Source organism: Chryseobacterium sp. Leaf404, assembly GCF_001424145.1.
In the GTDB taxonomy this organism is placed as follows: domain Bacteria; phylum Bacteroidota; class Bacteroidia; order Flavobacteriales; family Weeksellaceae; genus Chryseobacterium.
In genome coordinates, this window is sequence record NZ_LMQM01000013.1 from 199588 (window position 1) to 216813 (window position 17226).

General features: G+C 36.8%; 15 protein-coding genes. 1 reads left to right on the plus strand and 14 read right to left on the minus strand.

The features are described 5' to 3' along the window. Window positions 1–52 precede the first annotated feature (52 nt). The 7 genes from ASG31_RS15120 to ASG31_RS15150 form a co-directional block, all read right to left on the minus strand. On the minus strand, window positions 53–592 hold the full coding sequence (locus tag ASG31_RS15120) for a hypothetical protein (protein ID WP_131725565.1): 540 nt from the start codon (window positions 590–592) through the stop codon (window positions 53–55). Window positions 593–818: 226 nt separating this feature from the next. Next, complete coding sequence (locus ASG31_RS15125; protein WP_056034548.1) at window positions 819–1151, minus strand: hypothetical protein; 333 nt, start codon at window positions 1149–1151, stop codon at window positions 819–821. Window positions 1152–1157: 6 nt separating this feature from the next. Beyond that, window positions 1158–2039 carry a hypothetical protein gene (locus ASG31_RS15130; RefSeq protein ID WP_056034551.1) on the minus strand — a complete coding sequence of 294 codons (882 nt, stop codon included), beginning with the start codon at window positions 2037–2039 and terminating at the stop codon, window positions 1158–1160. Between the two features lie 131 nt (window positions 2040–2170). Continuing rightward, window positions 2171–3796 (minus strand): chaperonin GroEL, encoded by a 1626-nt coding sequence (gene groL, locus ASG31_RS15135; RefSeq protein WP_056034555.1) that lies wholly within the window; start codon window positions 3794–3796, stop codon window positions 2171–2173. Between the two features lie 73 nt (window positions 3797–3869). Then, complete coding sequence (locus ASG31_RS15140) at window positions 3870–4226, minus strand: four helix bundle protein (RefSeq protein WP_056034558.1); 357 nt, start codon at window positions 4224–4226, stop codon at window positions 3870–3872. A 47-nt stretch (window positions 4227–4273) separates the two neighbouring features. Beyond that, entirely contained in the window at window positions 4274–4552 is a 279-nt protein-coding gene (gene groES / locus ASG31_RS15145; protein WP_056034561.1) for a co-chaperone GroES, read from the minus strand. A 193-nt stretch (window positions 4553–4745) separates the two neighbouring features. Further along, window positions 4746–5801, minus strand: a complete 1056-nt coding sequence (locus ASG31_RS15150) for an NAD(P)-dependent alcohol dehydrogenase (RefSeq protein WP_056034564.1) — start codon at window positions 5799–5801, stop codon at window positions 4746–4748. Window positions 5802–5937: 136 nt separating this feature from the next. On the opposite strand from ASG31_RS15150, the gene ASG31_RS15155 reads away from it, so the two are divergent. Then, on the plus strand, window positions 5938–7260 hold the full coding sequence (locus ASG31_RS15155) for a carboxylesterase family protein (protein ID WP_056034567.1): 1323 nt from the start codon (window positions 5938–5940) through the stop codon (window positions 7258–7260). Between the two features lie 62 nt (window positions 7261–7322). On the opposite strand, the gene ASG31_RS15160 is transcribed toward ASG31_RS15155, so the two are convergent. The 7 genes from ASG31_RS15160 to ASG31_RS15190 all read right to left on the minus strand — a co-directional run bounded on the left by ASG31_RS15160 (window position 7323) and on the right by ASG31_RS15190 (window position 17106). Further along, window positions 7323–8759 carry a hypothetical protein gene (locus ASG31_RS15160; RefSeq protein ID WP_056034570.1) on the minus strand — a complete coding sequence of 479 codons (1437 nt, stop codon included), beginning with the start codon at window positions 8757–8759 and terminating at the stop codon, window positions 7323–7325. An 8-nt stretch (window positions 8760–8767) separates the two neighbouring features. Beyond that, complete coding sequence (locus tag ASG31_RS15165; protein WP_056034572.1) at window positions 8768–9949, minus strand: hypothetical protein; 1182 nt, start codon at window positions 9947–9949, stop codon at window positions 8768–8770. 134 nt (window positions 9950–10083) lie between these two features. Next, window positions 10084–11574 (minus strand): alpha-amylase, encoded by a 1491-nt coding sequence (locus ASG31_RS15170; protein WP_056034741.1) that lies wholly within the window; start codon window positions 11572–11574, stop codon window positions 10084–10086. Between the two features lie 38 nt (window positions 11575–11612). Continuing rightward, on the minus strand, window positions 11613–12707 hold the full coding sequence (dinB, locus tag ASG31_RS15175; protein ID WP_056034573.1) for a DNA polymerase IV: 1095 nt from the start codon (window positions 12705–12707) through the stop codon (window positions 11613–11615). 264 nt (window positions 12708–12971) lie between these two features. After that, a complete protein-coding gene (locus ASG31_RS15180; protein WP_056034577.1) occupies window positions 12972–14246 on the minus strand; it encodes a hypothetical protein in 1275 nt (424 codons plus the stop codon). Between the two features lie 89 nt (window positions 14247–14335). Beyond that, window positions 14336–16162 (minus strand): OmpA family protein, encoded by a 1827-nt coding sequence (locus tag ASG31_RS15185; protein ID WP_082504603.1) that lies wholly within the window; start codon window positions 16160–16162, stop codon window positions 14336–14338. A gap of 17 nt (window positions 16163–16179) precedes the next feature. After that, on the minus strand, window positions 16180–17106 hold the full coding sequence (locus ASG31_RS15190) for a hypothetical protein (protein WP_056034583.1): 927 nt from the start codon (window positions 17104–17106) through the stop codon (window positions 16180–16182). Window positions 17107–17226 lie beyond the last annotated feature (120 nt).

Below are 17226 nucleotides of genomic sequence, written 5' to 3' on the forward strand. Positions count from 1 at the left end.
GTTTTTAAATATAGGGAAAAGTCACGGATTGGGAATATAGCACATCAAGCTCTCAATACCCATTAATTGTATTAAAGTTCACATAATATTTTTTGAATTTGAATGTATCTTGATCTATTATTATGGTTTTGGAATCAACTATTTGACATTCTCTTGTATATTGATATATTTTTCTATTATAAAAAGATGTTAATTTAAAAGTATTGCCATTAAGTATATAAGAGTCAGCATTTTTGTATTCTTTAATTAAATCTGATTTTTTCCAACCCAAGCGACCAAATAATACGTCAAAAACCCAACTGTCCTCATTGCTTGAGCCAGGTATTTGCCACATTTCCGCCCCAATTACCCTATTTATAGCTTTACCCTCACTGCTAAACATATAAATTGATAATCTAGCTGGGTATAATTCAGGAATGTCTACTTTTCGAGGATTTAAAGAATCTATTTCTGATATTCTTTTGTAAGAATAATAATATCCATCAAATCTTAGGAGTGACTGAGATATTCCGTCCCGTGATAAAGGTTTGTATGACATTGCAGAACAACTGATGATAAGTATTAAAAAAGAAATGTAAACTAAAAATTTCATATAATAAACTTTAAATAATGTGAAATCAGATAGCGCGGATTTATAATCCGTACATAAAATCACGGAAATTAAAAGGAGTAATAACTTTGCTTTCAATAGTGTTGAGGTTCGGGTTAATCGATTTTCTGGGTTGAAAAATATGTTTTAAATATAGGGAAAAGTGATGGATTGGAAATCTGCGACATAATAATGGGTACGAGCGAGACGCTCGCACCAGAGGGGAATTCTAAAACGGCATAAAGCCTAAGTGTATTTTTTCATTATCGTATTTATAGAAAATTGAAAACCTTGGATTTTTATGAAACCCATCATAAATATTCAATTGCAAATAGTCATCGTAGAATCCATTAAATTCTTTTTCGACTTTTATCTCTTTTATCTTCCCGCGGACTTTTGAGTGTAAAATTTTGTTCCTAAATAATTTGTAGAAATCTAATTTACTTTCCCTATCTACAATTACAATTTCAGACTTCAGAAAAGAAATGAAATATTTCGGATCTTTTTTAACAAACGCTACCACCAATGCATTTCTGATATGTTTATTTGTTAAATCATTCATTTCAAATTAATCTAGATTTCCATATACAGTATCAATATCATCTTCATAAAAGTTATTTCTAACCCAATCATCAAATGTTTCAAAGTCATTAGAAACTACATCTGTTTCATTCTCATATCCTATCCTTATCTTTTGAAAATACTCAATATGGTAATTAACATACTGAAAGGGATCTAAAGTTTTGTTCACACCTAATAAAACTTCTTCATTTTCTTCGAGTTCAAATTCTAGAAATTCTTTCAAATCACAAATATTAACACTTACAAAGTGATTATCATTATGATTATAGAATCGTAGAGAGTCATCATTTCTATACTCCCAAGAGTTATATTTAAAGTCTGGATCCTGACATACGTGAAAATAGTAATCCGTACCTAGTTTGTACAAATCAAATTCAAACTGCTTTTCGAATTCGTCTAAAGTTATCCCAAATGTATCTTCTGAGGGAGAACTGGGTAATTCTTTTTTATGTGCATTACGAAAAAACAATTCATCATCTTCTTCGTCAATTATTTTTGGACTTATATTGCAATAACTATCCATATCTTCATTATAATCAATTTTATTTTTTATCTTGCTTAGCAATATTTTTCTATTTTCCGAGCCAGTCCATAAATCACTAGCTTTCGTTATTGCTTCTGTTGTAGAACTCAAAAGGAGTTTTAAATCTGCATTCATATTAAAAAGGCCTTGAATATAATTGTAATTTTCAAATAGTTTTTTCACAATAAATTCCACCTGATTTAATGTCAATGAAGTTTTTGAAATTAGATACTCTGTACTACCGATTCTGTTTGGCTCTAAATCATTGAAATAAAAGTTTAATAGATGGTTAATATTTTTTTTAGTTTTAGGATAAACATTATCATTTTTGAGAGGTAATGCCATTACAATAAATTTAGAATGAGTTAGTTTAGCTACAAATTTAATAATTATGTGGATATTTGATTTGATTAAAAACAAAAAAAACCGCCCAGAAAAAATCTGAACGGTTTAAATATTTATAGCATCGATGATGACTACATCATTCCCGGCATTCCACCACCCATTGGCATAGCAGGTTCTGCGCTCTTAATTTCAGTGATTACACACTCAGTTGTAAGAAGCATTCCAGAAACTGAAGCTGCGTTTTCAAGGGCAACTCTAGTTACTTTCGTAGGGTCGATGATTCCTGCTTCAAGCATGTTTACATACTCGTCAGTTTTAGCGTTGTATCCGAAGTCTCCGCTGCCTTCAGCAACTTTAGCTACGATTACAGAACCTTCACCTCCTGCGTTAGCAACGATTTGTCTCAATGGCTCCTCGATCGCTCTTTTTACGATTTTGATACCTGTAGTTTCGTCAGCATTGATGCCTTCAAGGTTAGCTAAAGCAGAGATTGCTCTTACAAAAGCAACACCACCACCTGCAACGATACCTTCTTCAACAGCTGCTCTCGTAGCGTTCAATGCATCGTCAACTCTGTCTTTTTTCTCTTTCATTTCAACTTCAGAAGCTGCACCTACGTACAATACAGCAACACCACCAGCTAATTTAGCCAATCTTTCCTGTAGTTTCTCTCTGTCATAGTCAGAAGTCGTAGTTTCCATCTGAGCTTTGATCTGGTTTACCCTGCCTTTGATCTTGCTTTCTTCACCACCACCGTTTACGATTGTTGTGTTGTCTTTGTCGATCGATACTTTCTCAGCAGTTCCCAACATATCAAGAGATACGTTTTCCATTGTGAAACCTTGCTCTTCAGAAATTACCTGTCCACCAGTTAAGATCGCGATATCTTCCAACATTGCTTTTCTTCTGTCACCAAATCCCGGAGCTTTTACAGCAGCAATTTTAAGAGAACCTCTTAATTTGTTTACTACCAAAGTTGCCAAAGCTTCACCTTCAACTTCTTCAGAAATAATCAATAAAGATTTTCCGCTTTGTGCGATTGGTTCAAGAACCGGAAGCAATTCTTTCATTGAAGAGATTTTTTTCTCAACTAAAAGAATATAAGGATTTTCCAATTCAACCGTCATTTTTTCAGGGTTAGTCACAAAATATGGAGACTGGTAACCTCTGTCAAACTGCATACCTTCTACAACGTCTACTGTTGTATCGATACCTTTAGCTTCTTCTACAGTGATTACACCTTCTTTACCTACTTTTCCGAAAGCTTCAGCGATCAAAGATCCGATTGTTTCGTCATTGTTAGCAGAAACTGAAGCAACCTGCTTCACCATTTCTGTAGAATCACCAACTTGTTTAGACTGCTCTTTAAGGTTAGCAACAACAGCAGTTACCGCTTTGTCGATTCCTCTTTTCAAGTCCATTGGGTTAGCTCCAGCAGCTACGTTCTTAAGACCTTCTCTTACGATAGCCTGTGCTAAAACAGTAGCGGTAGTAGTACCGTCTCCTGCGATATCATTGGTTTTGGAAGCAACTTCTTTTACCATTTGCGCTCCCATGTTTTCTACTCTGTCTTCAAGTTCGATTTCTTTTGCTACAGAAACACCATCTTTAGTAACGTGAGGTGCACCGAAAGATTTTTCGATTACTACGTTTCTACCTTTTGGTCCCAAAGTTACTTTTACTGCATTAGCCAATGCATCAACTCCTCTTTTTAGAGCGTCTCTTGACTCGATATCGAATTTTATTTCTTTTGCCATATTTTTTTGCTTTTGGCGAATTGCTTTTGGCCTTTAGCTTTAGCGATTCGCTGTATTAATTTATAATTTGATTTTAATTTCCGTTAAGCCTGTTCCAAAGGGTGACAAGCTTCTTTTTTAGTATTGTTAATTCATCCGAAAGGATTTGGAAATCTTTTTCTGACAGATATTCTAAATCTTTTGAAAGAATTAATTGGTTCTCGGCTTCGTTGGATGATCCTAATGCGATGTTAATGAAATTTGCAAATTCTTTATCTGAATTCCTGCCACTTCCTTCAGAAATATTGTATCCTATGGAAGCAAAAGATCTTCTGATTTGAGAAGTTACACCAAAAATTTCTTCTTTAGGAAAGCTTTGGCTTGACTTATAAACTTTTAAAGTTAATTTATGGCTCAGTTGCCAAACTTCAAATTTTTTAAAATCTCTCATTGTCTATTTTCAACGCTGGAAAGCCATCTGCCATAAGCCAATAGCAATTAGCCAATTACTCCTAATAAATCAGACTCTTTAGCGATAATGAAATCTTTTCCGTCTAATTTTAATTCTGAACCTGAATATTTTCCATAAAGAACTTTGTCTCCTACTTTTACAGTTGTAGGCTCGTCTACTTTACCGGGACCTACCGCTACCACTGTACCTTCCTGTGGTTTTTCTTTAGCCGTGTCTGGAATAATAATACCTGAAGCTGTTTTGGTTTCTGCAGCGATAGGCTCAATAAGCACTCTGTCTGCTAAGGGTTTAAAGTTTACTGACATAATATATTTGATTTTTTAATTATTTCTGTGTTGAAATTGTCTAATTGTATGCCAAGGGAACGATGATGGAGATTTGGCAGACTTTTAAATTTTTATGTGAAATTTTGTCAGTCTTTTTTTATGTTAAATTAGAAAACAAAATCGGCGGAGCCCAAAGACACCGCCGAGATACTTATAGTTAAATTTAAATCTCTTAAGACAGAGACTGCATATCAATCACAAAACGGTATCTCACGTCGCTTTTCAGCATTCTTTCGTATGCCTCATTGATATCCTGCATTTTGATCATTTCAATTTCCGAAACGATGTTGTGCTCACCACAGAAATCAAGCATTTCCTGAGTTTCAGCAATACCACCAATTACAGAACCTGCAACAGATCTTCTTCCCATAATCATTGGCGGTGTGAATAATGCCTCTTCCATTTTACCGATAAATCCTACCAAAACCAAAGTTCCGTTTACATTTAAAGTATTCACATAAGGATTGACATCATGGTCGTAAGGAACCGTATCAATAATTAAATCAAATTTTCTCTGAACAGTTGTCATTTGCTCGTCATCTGTAGAAATAATAACGTTGTCTGCACCTAAATTCTTAGCATCTTCAGTTTTTCCAGGCGTTCTTGAGAACAGAGTAACCTCAGCGCCCAAACCTTTTGCCAGTTTGATCGCCATGTGACCCAAACCACCTAAACCAATTACAGCAACTTTAGAATCTTTACCAACATTCCAGTGTCTTAAAGGTGACCAGGTTGTGATACCAGCACAAAGAAGCGGTGCAACGGCAGCCAGATCAAGATTGGCAGGAACTTTTAATACGTGATCAGCATCTACCACCACTTTCTGAGAATATCCACCGAAAGTATGACCTCCCAAATACGTATCTTTTCCGTTGTATGTTCCGGTGAATCCGTTTTCGCAGTATTGTTCAAGATCCTGTTTGCAGCTATCGCAGTGTCCGCAAGAATCTACAATACATCCCACTCCGGCAAGATCACCTACCTGAAATTTAGATACATCAGAACCTACTTTTGTGATTTTTCCCACGATTTCGTGCCCTGGAACTGACGGATATTTTGTTCCACCCCAGTCGTTTCTTGCAGTATGCAAATCGGAGTGACAAACCCCGCAGTAAAGAATTTCAATTTCCACATCGTTGGCGGTAATTTCTCTTCTTTCAATATTCATTTCTTTAAGGTCAGCTTCTTTGGATTCTGCTCCAAAAGCTTTTACAGAAAATGTGCTCATAATTTATTGATAATTTTAAATGTAATCTTTTGTCTTACAAATTTCCGACCTTTTTTCGAAAAACCACTTACCATTTCAACAGATTATTTTCTCAGATTATTGTTTTATTTCTTAATTTTCGGTTTTGAACTTGAAGATGAGTACAAATCAGCAACTACACAATCATACGTTTGAAACTTCATTCGGGAAAATTTTAGCTTTTAAGGAAAATGGTGTCATTAAAGCTAAAAGCATTCGCTATGCTCAATCTGAAAGGTTTAAAAAGCCAATACCATTAGATTTTGCAGAAAATTTCGTTTCAGATAAAACGCCGGTTTGTCCGCAGAAAATCAGTCCGCTTTTAGAAAGATTAATTGGTACAACAGATTTGGAAAAATTTCAGCCGGAAGAATCAACTCAATTCCTAACGATCACCAGACCTGAAAATTTAGTTGAAGAAAAACTTCCCGTTATCGTATGGATTCATGGTGGTTCCTATGAAATTGGCTGTGGAGATTTACCCACTTCTGATCCTTCGGTTTGGGTAAAAGAACAGAATATTATTGTCGTTTCAGTTTCCTACCGTTTAGGTTTGTTTGGATTTTTGGGAGGCAACGATGAGCGACCTGCAAATCTCGGTTTGTTTGACATTATCGAAGCTTTGAAATGGATTAAAAAATACATTTCTGATTTTGGAGGAAATCCTGATAACATCACGCTTTTCGGACAATCATCCGGTGGTGATGCCATTGCACACCTTTTAATTTCAGATGGTATTGATGATTTATTTAAAAGAGTAATTATTCAAAGTGCACCTTTAGGTTTCAGGCTGAAAAGAGAGAAAATGTATACCGAACTTTTTAGTCAGACCGATTTTCTTAAAACTGAAACTGATGTTTTAAAAATGGTTGATTCCTACCAGAATTTTCTTCCGTCAAGTTTTAAATATGGTTTAAAAGCCGCCATGCCTTTCTGTCTCAAATACGGTCATGCTCCACTTCCCGAAGAAAAATATACTCTTGATAAATGGAAACAGAACGCTTCAAAAATTGATGTTTTGATTGGTTTTAATGAAGATGAAACATCATTCTATGTAAAAACCGCTCAGGAAGGTATCTACACTTATCTTCCGGAGAAAATTCTGAACAGAATTGTCAAAACAACCACAAAATCAATCTACGGAAAACCTGCTGAAATTTTCGCCAAAAATTATGCTTCCGGTGGAGGAAATATCCATTTGTATACAATTAAATCGACTTTAAAAAACCACTTCATCGGAGCATCGCACTGTTTTGATCTTCCCTTAATCTTCGCTAACGAAGACGCATGGAAAGAAGCGGGACTTTTAAAACATGTGCCTTGGGAATATCTATTTGAGAACGGAAAAAAACTGCGTGCGGTCTGGGCAGAATTTGCCAGAAACGGAAAAATTTCAGATCCGAAAGACAGACCTGAAATTTTGGAAATACGAAAAGTTTAGTTAAAAAAAAAATCGGTTCCAATTTAATGAAACCGATTTGTACTGATAAAATATTTTGAAAATTATTTTCCGTCAAAGTTTTCAATTGCGACAATCGCAGCACTTCTGCTACCATCGTAAGTTCTTGGATAATAAATTCCTTTCACATCAGGTCTATACAACAAAGCCTGACTGTAAGCATCACCCGAACCCTGAAACTGAGTTGCCTGCGTTTCTTTGTAAGGAGGCATATTTTTAAGTTCAACTACAGATTTGCTGTCCAGATTTACCGCAGACAGATCATAGTTTTCACCCTTCTTCATGATGTAATTTCCTTTTACATTGACGATTCCCAAAGCATGAAGACTGAGATCAGCATTTTTGCGACCCTTTCCATTCAGAGAAACTACATTGTCAATTTTCCCTGTTGTTGAATTGATGATGACCATTCTCGGATCTGCAGTTACGTAGTAGGTTTCATCGATCATCATTGTTCCCATCGGAGATTTTACCTGTCTTGTTCCAGCATTGAGTCTGCTTTCTGTAAAAAGGTAAATATTGTCACCACTCACTGTGGAATAAGGCGTATAAATTTCAACAATCTTGCTTCCGTCATTGTATTGCGAAACCACCTCGTTTGAAATAATTTTTCCTTCTGCAATATCGTACAACATCAGATTTTCGAAGTTGGCGGCGTTCATTTTTATCGTCTTCGGCGTGCTGTTGAATGCCAAAAGATATTCTTTAGCCCCGATGGAAACTGCGTGTTCGCTTATAACCTTCATTTTTTCAGTAAAGAATTTCTCTTCCTGACCAGACGGAGTCACATATAAAAGTGAAGCGTTTTGCTTTGCAGAGCGCAAAAGACCAACGTTACCCGAATTGGCAACAAAAAAGTGAGTGTCTGAACTTCCAGCTTCACCCGTGATCTGCTTTTCCCAAACAGTTTTCAGATTAGATAATTCAAAAACATTGATATTGATTTTCACAGGTTCTTTTCTCGGAGAATGCTCATAGAAAACTATTGCACCGTATCTTCCGTTCTCAGATTTTTCGAAGTAAGAAGTTCCGGATTTCATGACAGATTCTATCGGGAAAGTCGCCATTAAATCTTCCTTAAAAGTTCCGGAAGTTTTATCAAAAATAACTTTGTAGATTTCCTTCTTCTTAAGTTTACCTGCGAACGTTTCTGTGATAAAAACGATGTTGTTTCCTGCATCAAAACTCCCAAGATAATTGATGTAGGCGTACTTTTCCATCTGAGGAATGTTGTGAGTAAAAGTCTGCTTCAGATTGTTGGTATTGTCAAATTTTCTTACAAAAATCTGGCTTTTACTATCAATGGTATTTTCGTTGGCAACGCTGCTCATGTAAAAACTACTGGCATCTCCGGCAATCATTTTTACATCTTTCTCGATGGCTTTATCGAAATCGAATTTGTTTCCGTGGTTATATTTTGCCTGAGAAAAAGCCATTGTAGCAATACCCAAAGCAAGGATTGTAAATATTTTAAATTTCATGGTTCAGATTATTTGTAGATTTGGTTTTCCAAAGTTTTCAGCTCTGCTTTTTCGTTGTATGATAAATCTAATTCTACCATTTTTTCCTGCAACTGGTTCAGGTATTTTTCTGCAACTTTCTTGTTTTCCAAAGCAACATTCAGTCTTATTAAATTTAAAAACAGAAACTTCCCGATTTTGGCATTGTAAACTGCTTTTTTATCGGTATAATTTACTTTAGCCAAAGTCTGTTCCCAAATATCTGTACCTTTTTTCATGTTTTCGAAAGCAACATTATTTGCAGTCGGATCTGAGTTTGCCTGAAGCTTTCTAAGGTTCGTCGTTACATAAATCTGTGCTTTTTCAAGGTCGTTATATTCACCTTTATTTTTCACAAATTCAAGTTTCACCTGCTTGTTTAAAGTTTTGTAACCATAATTTTCATTCAGGAAAGTATTGATTGATTTGATAGTATTTCCTAAGAATTTTTTCTCCTCCGCAGGCTTGTTGATGTTATTAGAAGGCTGTGAAGATACAAACACAAAATCCTGACCGATATTGGTGTTAATTTTCTCTGTTCCATTCTCCTTCACCGTGATTTTTGTAGGCTGGTTAGCAAAGGTCTGCCCTGCATTATCCTGAAAATTGACAGTTGCCATATCAACATAAACGTCGACTACCGGATTTCCTTTTTTGTATCCGTCAATAGAAATTTGAGAAGCTAAAACATTGTTGTCTACGATAAAATAATCATTCAGATCAGGCTCCCTGTAAACTGGCGGAGAAGGTTTTACATAAATTGGTTTAGAAGGAAGTCTGAGTGTGGGTTTCATTCCTTTTTCCTGCATATTCAGACGTTCCAGAAGACTCAATTTTTTGAATTCTGCAGATTCTAGTGCGAATGTTTCTTTCGCTTTTATCACCTCATCATTATAATCTTTCAATGACTGCTGATAATTATCCTGACTTTCCTTAATCGTATTGCTGAAATTGGCTACGGCATCCTGATGGTCTTTTTTAGATTGCTTCAGAACGTCTTCCTTGCTCAGATTGTATGGTGATTTCACCGAAATATTGTAGGTTCTTTCGTTTTCCTTAATGGAAGTTTGTGGAGCTTTTAAAACCCTAAATTCCACATTTTCAGAATTGATACTCTGTGCCTGCATACCAATTATTGAAGTAATTGCTATAGACAGTAAAATTTTTCTCATAAACTTGATAAATTATTGGATGTAAAGATAATTATTTATATGAATTGTAAATATAAATTAATACATGTACCAAAATAAGAATCCCCGCCTCATTTTGAAGCAGGGATTTCTATAATTTAAGTCCGTAAATTGTATTAGTTTTCACTATCATTTTCAACAAGCCAAACACTCACATTCCCAGCCGGAACAGGGAAATTTCCCCAACCGTTTTCATCGATGACAACTTTATCCTCGAATCTGCCTAAAACATCGTAAAAAGTTTTGCCAATGTATCTTTCACCCATTTCCATAGGTTTTTCATACTGATCTTTATTGCTTAAAACTACAGCACAACCCTCGTGTTCGTCATCACCCAGACGAACCCATCCCAAACAGTTGGCATCTTCGAAATAATCTTTCTGTTCTCCGTATGCGTGGTTTTTTCTTGCTTTTAAAAGCTCTTCAATTCCGTCTACTTTATTGAGGAAAATTTCATACTCATTGCCGTCACTGCCATTATCTTTATAGCTTGCACCAAATAAATCGGGGTAAAAAACACATGGATAACCGTCTACACGTAATAAAATCAATGCATAAGCCACAGGTTTAAACCACTCTTCCACTGGGGCCTCCAGATCCTGAAGCGGCTGGGTATCATGATTATCAACCAGACTTACCGAATGTAAAGGATCTGCTTTTGTAAGTGTTTCTTCAAAAATCTGTCTCAGGTCATAAGAATCTCCTTCTTTGGAAGCCGTGTGAAAGTTGTTGTGCAGCGAGCTGTCAAAAAGACTCATACATCCTTCCGTAGCATCAATGTATTTCTGAAGAAGATTAAGTTGTCCCGGAGCCCAGTATTCTCCTACAGCAAAAATGTTTTTCCCTGAATTGGTACGGAGCATTGTGAGCCATTCTTTGTAGAAATCGTAAGAAATATGCTTTAAAGCGTCCAGTCTTACCCCATCAAAATCCGTCAGCTCAAAGTACCATTTTGCCCAATGGTTAAGCTCTTCACGCACATGTGGATTACGGTGTTCTACGTCATTGAACATGAGGAAATCATAATTTCCTTTCTCATCATCAATCATTTCTTCCCAGTCGTCGCCGTATTCAGATTTGATTTTGTAGATGTGAGATTCTTCTCCTTCGGCATAATCTACACCACTGAAACAGGTAAAATTCCATTCAAAATCTGAATATTTTTTTCCACGTCCGGGAAAAGTAAATTTGGTGTAGGATTCTATATCAATTTCACGGGAAATCACTTTATCACGGTTGTTTTCGTCAACCTTTACCACTTTAAATTTTTCAAGTTCATCGCCGCCGGCTTTATGGCCCAAAACAATGTCTACAATCACCTGAATGTTTTTTTCCTTTAAAGCTTTTATGGTATTTATATAATCTTCTTTGGTTCCGTATTTTGTGGGAATGGAATTTTTTTGGTCAAATTCTCCTAAATCAAAAAGATCATAGGCATCGTAACCAACGGAATTTCCGCCGTTCGCACTTTTGTAAGCCGGAGGAAACCAGACTGAAGTAATTCCTAATTCTGAAAGGTATTCTGCGTTTTTATTAGCCTCGTTCCACAGTGTTCCGTTACCTTCGGAATACCAATGGAAGTATTGAATCATTGTTGGGTTTGTCATCTGAAGTTGATTTTGATCAATAAATAGTTTGTAAGTGATCACAACTCGTTCCGAAATTCCTCAAATGGGATTTTAAGCTGTACAGAAACCTGCTTTTTATCTTCGGTGTTAAGTTGTGACACAGACAATCCCAATAATCGTACCGCTTTATCGAAGGGACGCAGTTCCCAAAGCTTTTTTCCGGTGATGAAATATTCTTCAGGGGATGAATAATATTCTTCTTTTGTGAAACTTCTGGTAAATAAAGAGAAATCTTTATACTTGATCTTCAACGTAAGCGATCTTCCCATGATGTTGTTTTTCTGAAGTCTGCTGTGTAGTTCTTCACTCAGACTCTGCAGTTTTTCGTCAATTTGCTGCTGATCAAAAAGGTCTTCAAAAAATGTACGTTCTACCGCCACACTTTTCTGTATCCGGTGAGGCTTCACTTCAGAATTGTGAATTCCGCGCACGACATCATAATAATATTTTCCGGACTTACCGAAAAGTCTCGTTAAATCTTCTATATTTCTTTTTTTTAAGTCTAATCCTTTATAAATCGCAAGACTGTACATTTTGTTGGCTGTCACTTTTCCTACGCCATAGAATTTTTCAACAGGCAAATCTTCCAGAAATTTTTCAACATTATCGGGATGAATCGTTTTTTGTCCGTTGGGTTTGTTGATATCTGAAGCGACTTTGGCTAAAAATTTATTGATTGAAATTCCTGCAGAAGCCGTCAAACCTGTCTTTTCAAATATCTTCTGACGGATTTCTCTGGCAATCTGATTGGCAGACTCTATTCCTTTTTTATTTTCGGTAACATCCAGATATGCCTCATCCAGAGAAAGCGGCTCTACCATATCTGTGTATTCATAAAAAATTTCACGGATTTTTTTTGAAATCTCCTTATACCTCGCAAATCTTGGTGGAACAAATATCAAATGTGGACATTTTTCTTTCGCAGTTTTACTGGGCATCGCTGAACGGACTCCATATTTCCTGGCTTCATAACTCGCCGCCGAAACCACACCACGATGACCGCCTCCCACGGCGATAGGTTTTCCGCGCAGTTCGGGATTGTCATGCTGCTCCACAGAAGCATAGAATGCATCCATATCGACATGAATAATTTTGCGGGAAACGAAACTCATTTCTACAAAATTACAGACAATTATTTAAACTATGCTCTTGATTTTTCTGACAGCGAATTGCACGCGCCCCGACCTGAATGGAGCTCGTCGTTGCGAGGGTCAAAATAGCTCTACCAAAAGATTGCTTCGTTCCTCTCAATGACAGCGGAAACCCTTCGACAGGCTCAGGATACATTACGGGCGGAAACTGGCGCCAAAAAAAATACCCCGACTGTTATAACCGAGATATTTAGTTTTAAAAGTTTATGATAAATACATATTGTATCATTTTGAAATACAGGTACATTGATCGGCATCGATAACATCTACATCGCCGATATCTCCTTTCATTGCAAAGTTATAAACCGGTGGATTGTAGTCTATAAATAAATCGGTGGAAGGTGCTGCTGACAGAGTATTTCCGGTATATTTTATTCCCTGCAAACCATAGACTCTTCCTGATGTAACGGCTGTTGCTTCAAGATAATTTCCGCTTGCCCAGATGAACTCTTCACATTTCACTAAGTTTTTATCATCTCCCATATATTGGAAATCTACTCCACCGGCAGCATTTTTACCGGTAGAACCACCGACAAAATATTGGGTATTAGACGTCCAATTGCTTCCATTTTTGTTGTAACTGAATGCAATAGAATTATGCGGATCTCCTCTTTCTGATAAAATTATCTTTTTGGTATCTGCCGAAAACTCAACATCTGTGATTGCGTCTAAAATCCCCGGAAGATTACTAATTTCTAATGTCGGAGCTGAAGTAGGCATCGCTCCGCTGGAATTCAAGGTTATAGAATAAAGATTTCTGTTGGTAAGTGTGGTTACAGGAATAGTAATTCTCGGAAAATATACTTTTACGTTTCCGTTTTCATAATTTACTCCGATTCCCCAAATTCTTTCGTCCTGAACTGTGATATCGGGAGTTCCGGAATCGACAGCAAAAGGATCGTAGGTTTGAAGTATTGAGCCACTCATCGAAATTCTGTATATCTTCCCATCATCAAGGTTGGTTGCAAATAACTGATTGTTGATTTTGTCATAGGCGACATTTCCAACCCCGTTTAAACTTCCTGCTAAACTGGCATACGACATGGGAAGATCTACAAATGAAGCCGTAGAATATGTTCCAGCAGTAGCTTTGTAAATTCTTCCCGGAACCAAATTTTGGTAAGGAGCATTCATAAAGTTTTGTCCGTAAATTCCTGATGCCGCAAGGTAAACATTTGCATTTTTATCTGTTGCGATGCCAAAGATTCTGCCCAATTTACCCAAGGTCCAGTCTGCGGGTTTTGTTATTTTGCCTCCCGTTCCAAGAGCTGGTGCCCAATCTGCTCCTACAGGTGCAGTTGCATTATTTCTGGTATCATAAATTGAAGCCACAAAATCGGTGGGATTATCTGCATTATAGGTAACGATGGTAAGTCCGGATTGCTCGGTATTGTTGCCTAAAGGCTCACAAGGCGTAACGTATTCGCAAGTTTCCTTGTCGCAATTCAGTAGAAGAAATAAACTTACTACTGCTGCTGTTTTTATATTTAAATATTTCATGGTTTATTTTTTAAAGTTTAAAAACCAGAAACGCCTACTCTTTATTTTTTGTGCTTTTTTTTGATAGTAAGCGTTTCGATAGTTTTAGTTTAATAGTTTTCTACACAAAGAATTTTGAATTCTGTTCTTCTGTTGATGCGCTGTTCATCTTCGGTACACGGCACATTATCAGCACAACGGTTGAGCAATTCTGCTTCACCGGCACCACGCGATACCAATCTGTTTCTGTCTATCCCCTTGTTTACAATATAGTTTACACTAGAATCTGCTCTTCTCTGAGACAGTTTTTGGTTGTAACTGTTACTTGCACGGGAGTCTGTGTGCGAAGAAAGTTCTACTTTTAATTTAGGGTTTTTCTTCATAAGATTTACTACATAATTGAGGTCTGGCTCTGATGCCGGAAGAATGTCAGACTTATCAAGGTTGAAGTTGATATTATTTAATCTGATTGCCTTGCCGCAAGGATCTACACACACCTCGAACTTAATAAACAATGATTTTGTTCTGTCATAAGTAGTGGTGTTGATTTCCATTTCGTTGGAGAAGTAGCCGTCTTTGTTGCCTTTGATGGTATATTTGGTGTTTTTGCTCACGTTAAAAATATATTCTCCTGTAGAAGATGAAATTGTATTTTTCTTGGCATTTGATGGTAAATGTGCCAGTTCTATATTTGCACCTTCGATGGTTTTGGTTGTATTGCATTCGAAAACCTGACCTTTGAGAACGAAATTATCATCTGTGTAGAGAATTTCTTTTTGGATAACGCCACCATTCGCTTTGCACTGATCAAAATCTGCCTGGGTGATTCTGTTTTCCTGTAGATTTACATTATGAAGTTTACCTTTTACGGTATAATTACCGGCTGCAACTTCATCAAAAACCACAACGCCAAAACTGTTGGTCTTACCAGATTCTACGATTGTTCCGTCTTGTCTTTGCAGTACTACATCGGTATCATTAAGAAGTTCTCCGCTAATTTTATCTTTTGCCGTGATTGATATTTTGCATCCGCATGTGTTGCAAGTTGCGGTACACATTGGTGGCTCGTGTACTTTTTTGCAGACATTACAATATTGGCAGGTGGTGCATTTTTCTTTTTTGGGGAATCTCAAAGTGATACCAGCATACACACCCGTAGAATTGATGTTGCAGTTGCAAGCTTTGGTTCTCATGGTTGCATCCAAATCAAGCTCAGAAACTGCGCTTCCTGTTTGGTGATTGTTGCCAGACGAAAAATTGTAATACATAGAAGAAGCTCCAGTTACAGGATCTATCAGTTCAGGAACTTTGAAATGGTTGATGTGATAAACGCCTAAATGCACTCCAAAAGCTTTGCTGAAAAAATAATTGTACTGTAGTGATGCCTTTCCTGAAAGCACATTTTTTGCATCGTAACCCGCATGATGATTGAGGTAAAGCATGGTTGGGTTTGGCGATGTATTGATTGTGCCGTCTAGCAGAGTGTAGCCACCTTTGATATTAGAAATACCTCCACGCAGTCTCATTTCAATATTCCAGCGGTCATTTTTTTTGTATCTGAAAGAAGGACCTATTCCCAAAAATGTTCTTGAGATATGCTTTTCCTGCAAATGGAAGTTATTTACTGTAAATCCGCTGTGCCACAAATTATCGGTAGGATAAGTGCTTTCGGGATTATTAACCAGATAATCAAAGTCTATCCCTATTCCCCACCATCTGTTTACATAGTAATCTAAACTTCCACCAGCCATCCAATTTCCCTTATAATCGATGTAGGGCGTATTGTTGTTGTAGATAGGAAGTGCGTCATACCCACCCCTCAGGGAAAGTTGAAATCCTTTGTTGATAGCATTGGTAGTACTGAGATTTGGTGCTTGTGCGTAGTATATCATCATACAGAACTGCAATATGATGATTAGTAAGTTTTTTGTTTTCATTTTAATAGTTTTTAGGTTTATTTAAGTAAAGTTACATGCCCCACATAATCTGCACTTTTGCCGACCTGAGCATCTTTCAGATCAAAAAATATGGTGTGGTTTGCCGTTAAAGTCTGTTCTTTTGTCACCCACATAAAATTGCCATTGTTTTCTGTGACAAATAAGAGATAACATTGTAAGCCAACAGGATATTGACCGCCAATTGTACCTAAGGCGTTGGGAACATCTTTTGTGATTATAAATACCTGAGATGCATTGGCATATCCCGAAGGAACATTAGCAGTAATTGTGGTTTTAGGATTAGGATAATTATAGAACTTATCACAGTTGAACCATCCAAATCCCGGCACGCTCATCGTATATTTATTGGGCGTAACCTGCGTATTGGTAATCACATCCCAGGTTGCAGTGGGCGTCCATGTCAAAGTATTATTTGCTATTGCACCATTGAAGGCCTGCATCCCGGTAACGGTGCCACCGGAATTTGAGGTTAATGTTTCTATAGTGACAGGACATGTAGTTGTAAGCACATTGCCATCTTTCTTAACAGTCACAAAAAACTCACCTCCGGAGAGCATCATTTCTTTTTCTCCACTGGTTTTGATGCCCATTGTTGGTTTGTTTGCAACAAGCATTTTTGCACGGTCGTACAGTTCTACAAACTCCATAATGACAGTTCCTGTTACTGGTGCCCCATTCAATCTCAGGCAAGAACCATTTATTTTTACTGTGGTTCCTCTTGATGAGGTGTAGATAAAATTGTTGTTTGCAGAATCGAAATGAGCAAATGCAGTTTCACTTCGCAGCCCATCTTCGAATAACTGGTTAAAACGCTCTGCAGATGGCGGCGTAATGTCGTTATCAAACATCACATCTTTGTCTGTACATTGCCAAATGAAAGCTGATATGATGATTGCACTTGAAATTAGTCTAAAATTTTTCATTGTAAAATCGTTTAATGTTTCTACAAATTTTAAGATTTTTTTAACACAAAAAAATCCCTAATTATAGGGATTGAAATTATTATGACACAAAAATGAAAACTATCAAAACACCAAAAAATC

Excerpts from the sequence above, each read along its gene's own strand:
- ASG31_RS15120 (WP_131725565.1), bottom strand. The coding sequence starts at position 592 with ATGAAATTTTTAGTTTACATTTCTTTTTTAATACTTATCATCAGTTGT.
- ASG31_RS15125 (WP_056034548.1), bottom strand. The coding sequence starts at position 1,151 with ATGAATGATTTAACAAATAAACATATCAGAAATGCATTGGTGGTAGCG.
- ASG31_RS15130 (WP_056034551.1), bottom strand. The coding sequence starts at position 2,039 with ATGGCATTACCTCTCAAAAATGATAATGTTTATCCTAAAACTAAAAAA.
- groL (WP_056034555.1), bottom strand. The coding sequence starts at position 3,796 with ATGGCAAAAGAAATAAAATTCGATATCGAGTCAAGAGACGCTCTAAAA.
- ASG31_RS15140 (WP_056034558.1), bottom strand. The coding sequence starts at position 4,226 with ATGAGAGATTTTAAAAAATTTGAAGTTTGGCAACTGAGCCATAAATTA.
- groES (WP_056034561.1), bottom strand. The coding sequence starts at position 4,552 with ATGTCAGTAAACTTTAAACCCTTAGCAGACAGAGTGCTTATTGAGCCT.
- ASG31_RS15150 (WP_056034564.1), bottom strand. The coding sequence starts at position 5,801 with ATGAGCACATTTTCTGTAAAAGCTTTTGGAGCAGAATCCAAAGAAGCT.
- ASG31_RS15155 (WP_056034567.1), top strand. The coding sequence starts at position 5,938 with ATGAGTACAAATCAGCAACTACACAATCATACGTTTGAAACTTCATTC.
- ASG31_RS15160 (WP_056034570.1), bottom strand. The coding sequence starts at position 8,759 with ATGAAATTTAAAATATTTACAATCCTTGCTTTGGGTATTGCTACAATG.
- ASG31_RS15165 (WP_056034572.1), bottom strand. The coding sequence starts at position 9,949 with ATGAGAAAAATTTTACTGTCTATAGCAATTACTTCAATAATTGGTATG.
- ASG31_RS15170 (WP_056034741.1), bottom strand. The coding sequence starts at position 11,574 with ATGACAAACCCAACAATGATTCAATACTTCCATTGGTATTCCGAAGGT.
- dinB (WP_056034573.1), bottom strand. The coding sequence starts at position 12,707 with ATGAGTTTCGTTTCCCGCAAAATTATTCATGTCGATATGGATGCATTC.
- ASG31_RS15180 (WP_056034577.1), bottom strand. The coding sequence starts at position 14,246 with ATGAAATATTTAAATATAAAAACAGCAGCAGTAGTAAGTTTATTTCTT.
- ASG31_RS15185 (WP_082504603.1), bottom strand. The coding sequence starts at position 16,162 with ATGAAAACAAAAAACTTACTAATCATCATATTGCAGTTCTGTATGATG.
- ASG31_RS15190 (WP_056034583.1), bottom strand. The coding sequence starts at position 17,106 with ATGAAAAATTTTAGACTAATTTCAAGTGCAATCATCATATCAGCTTTC.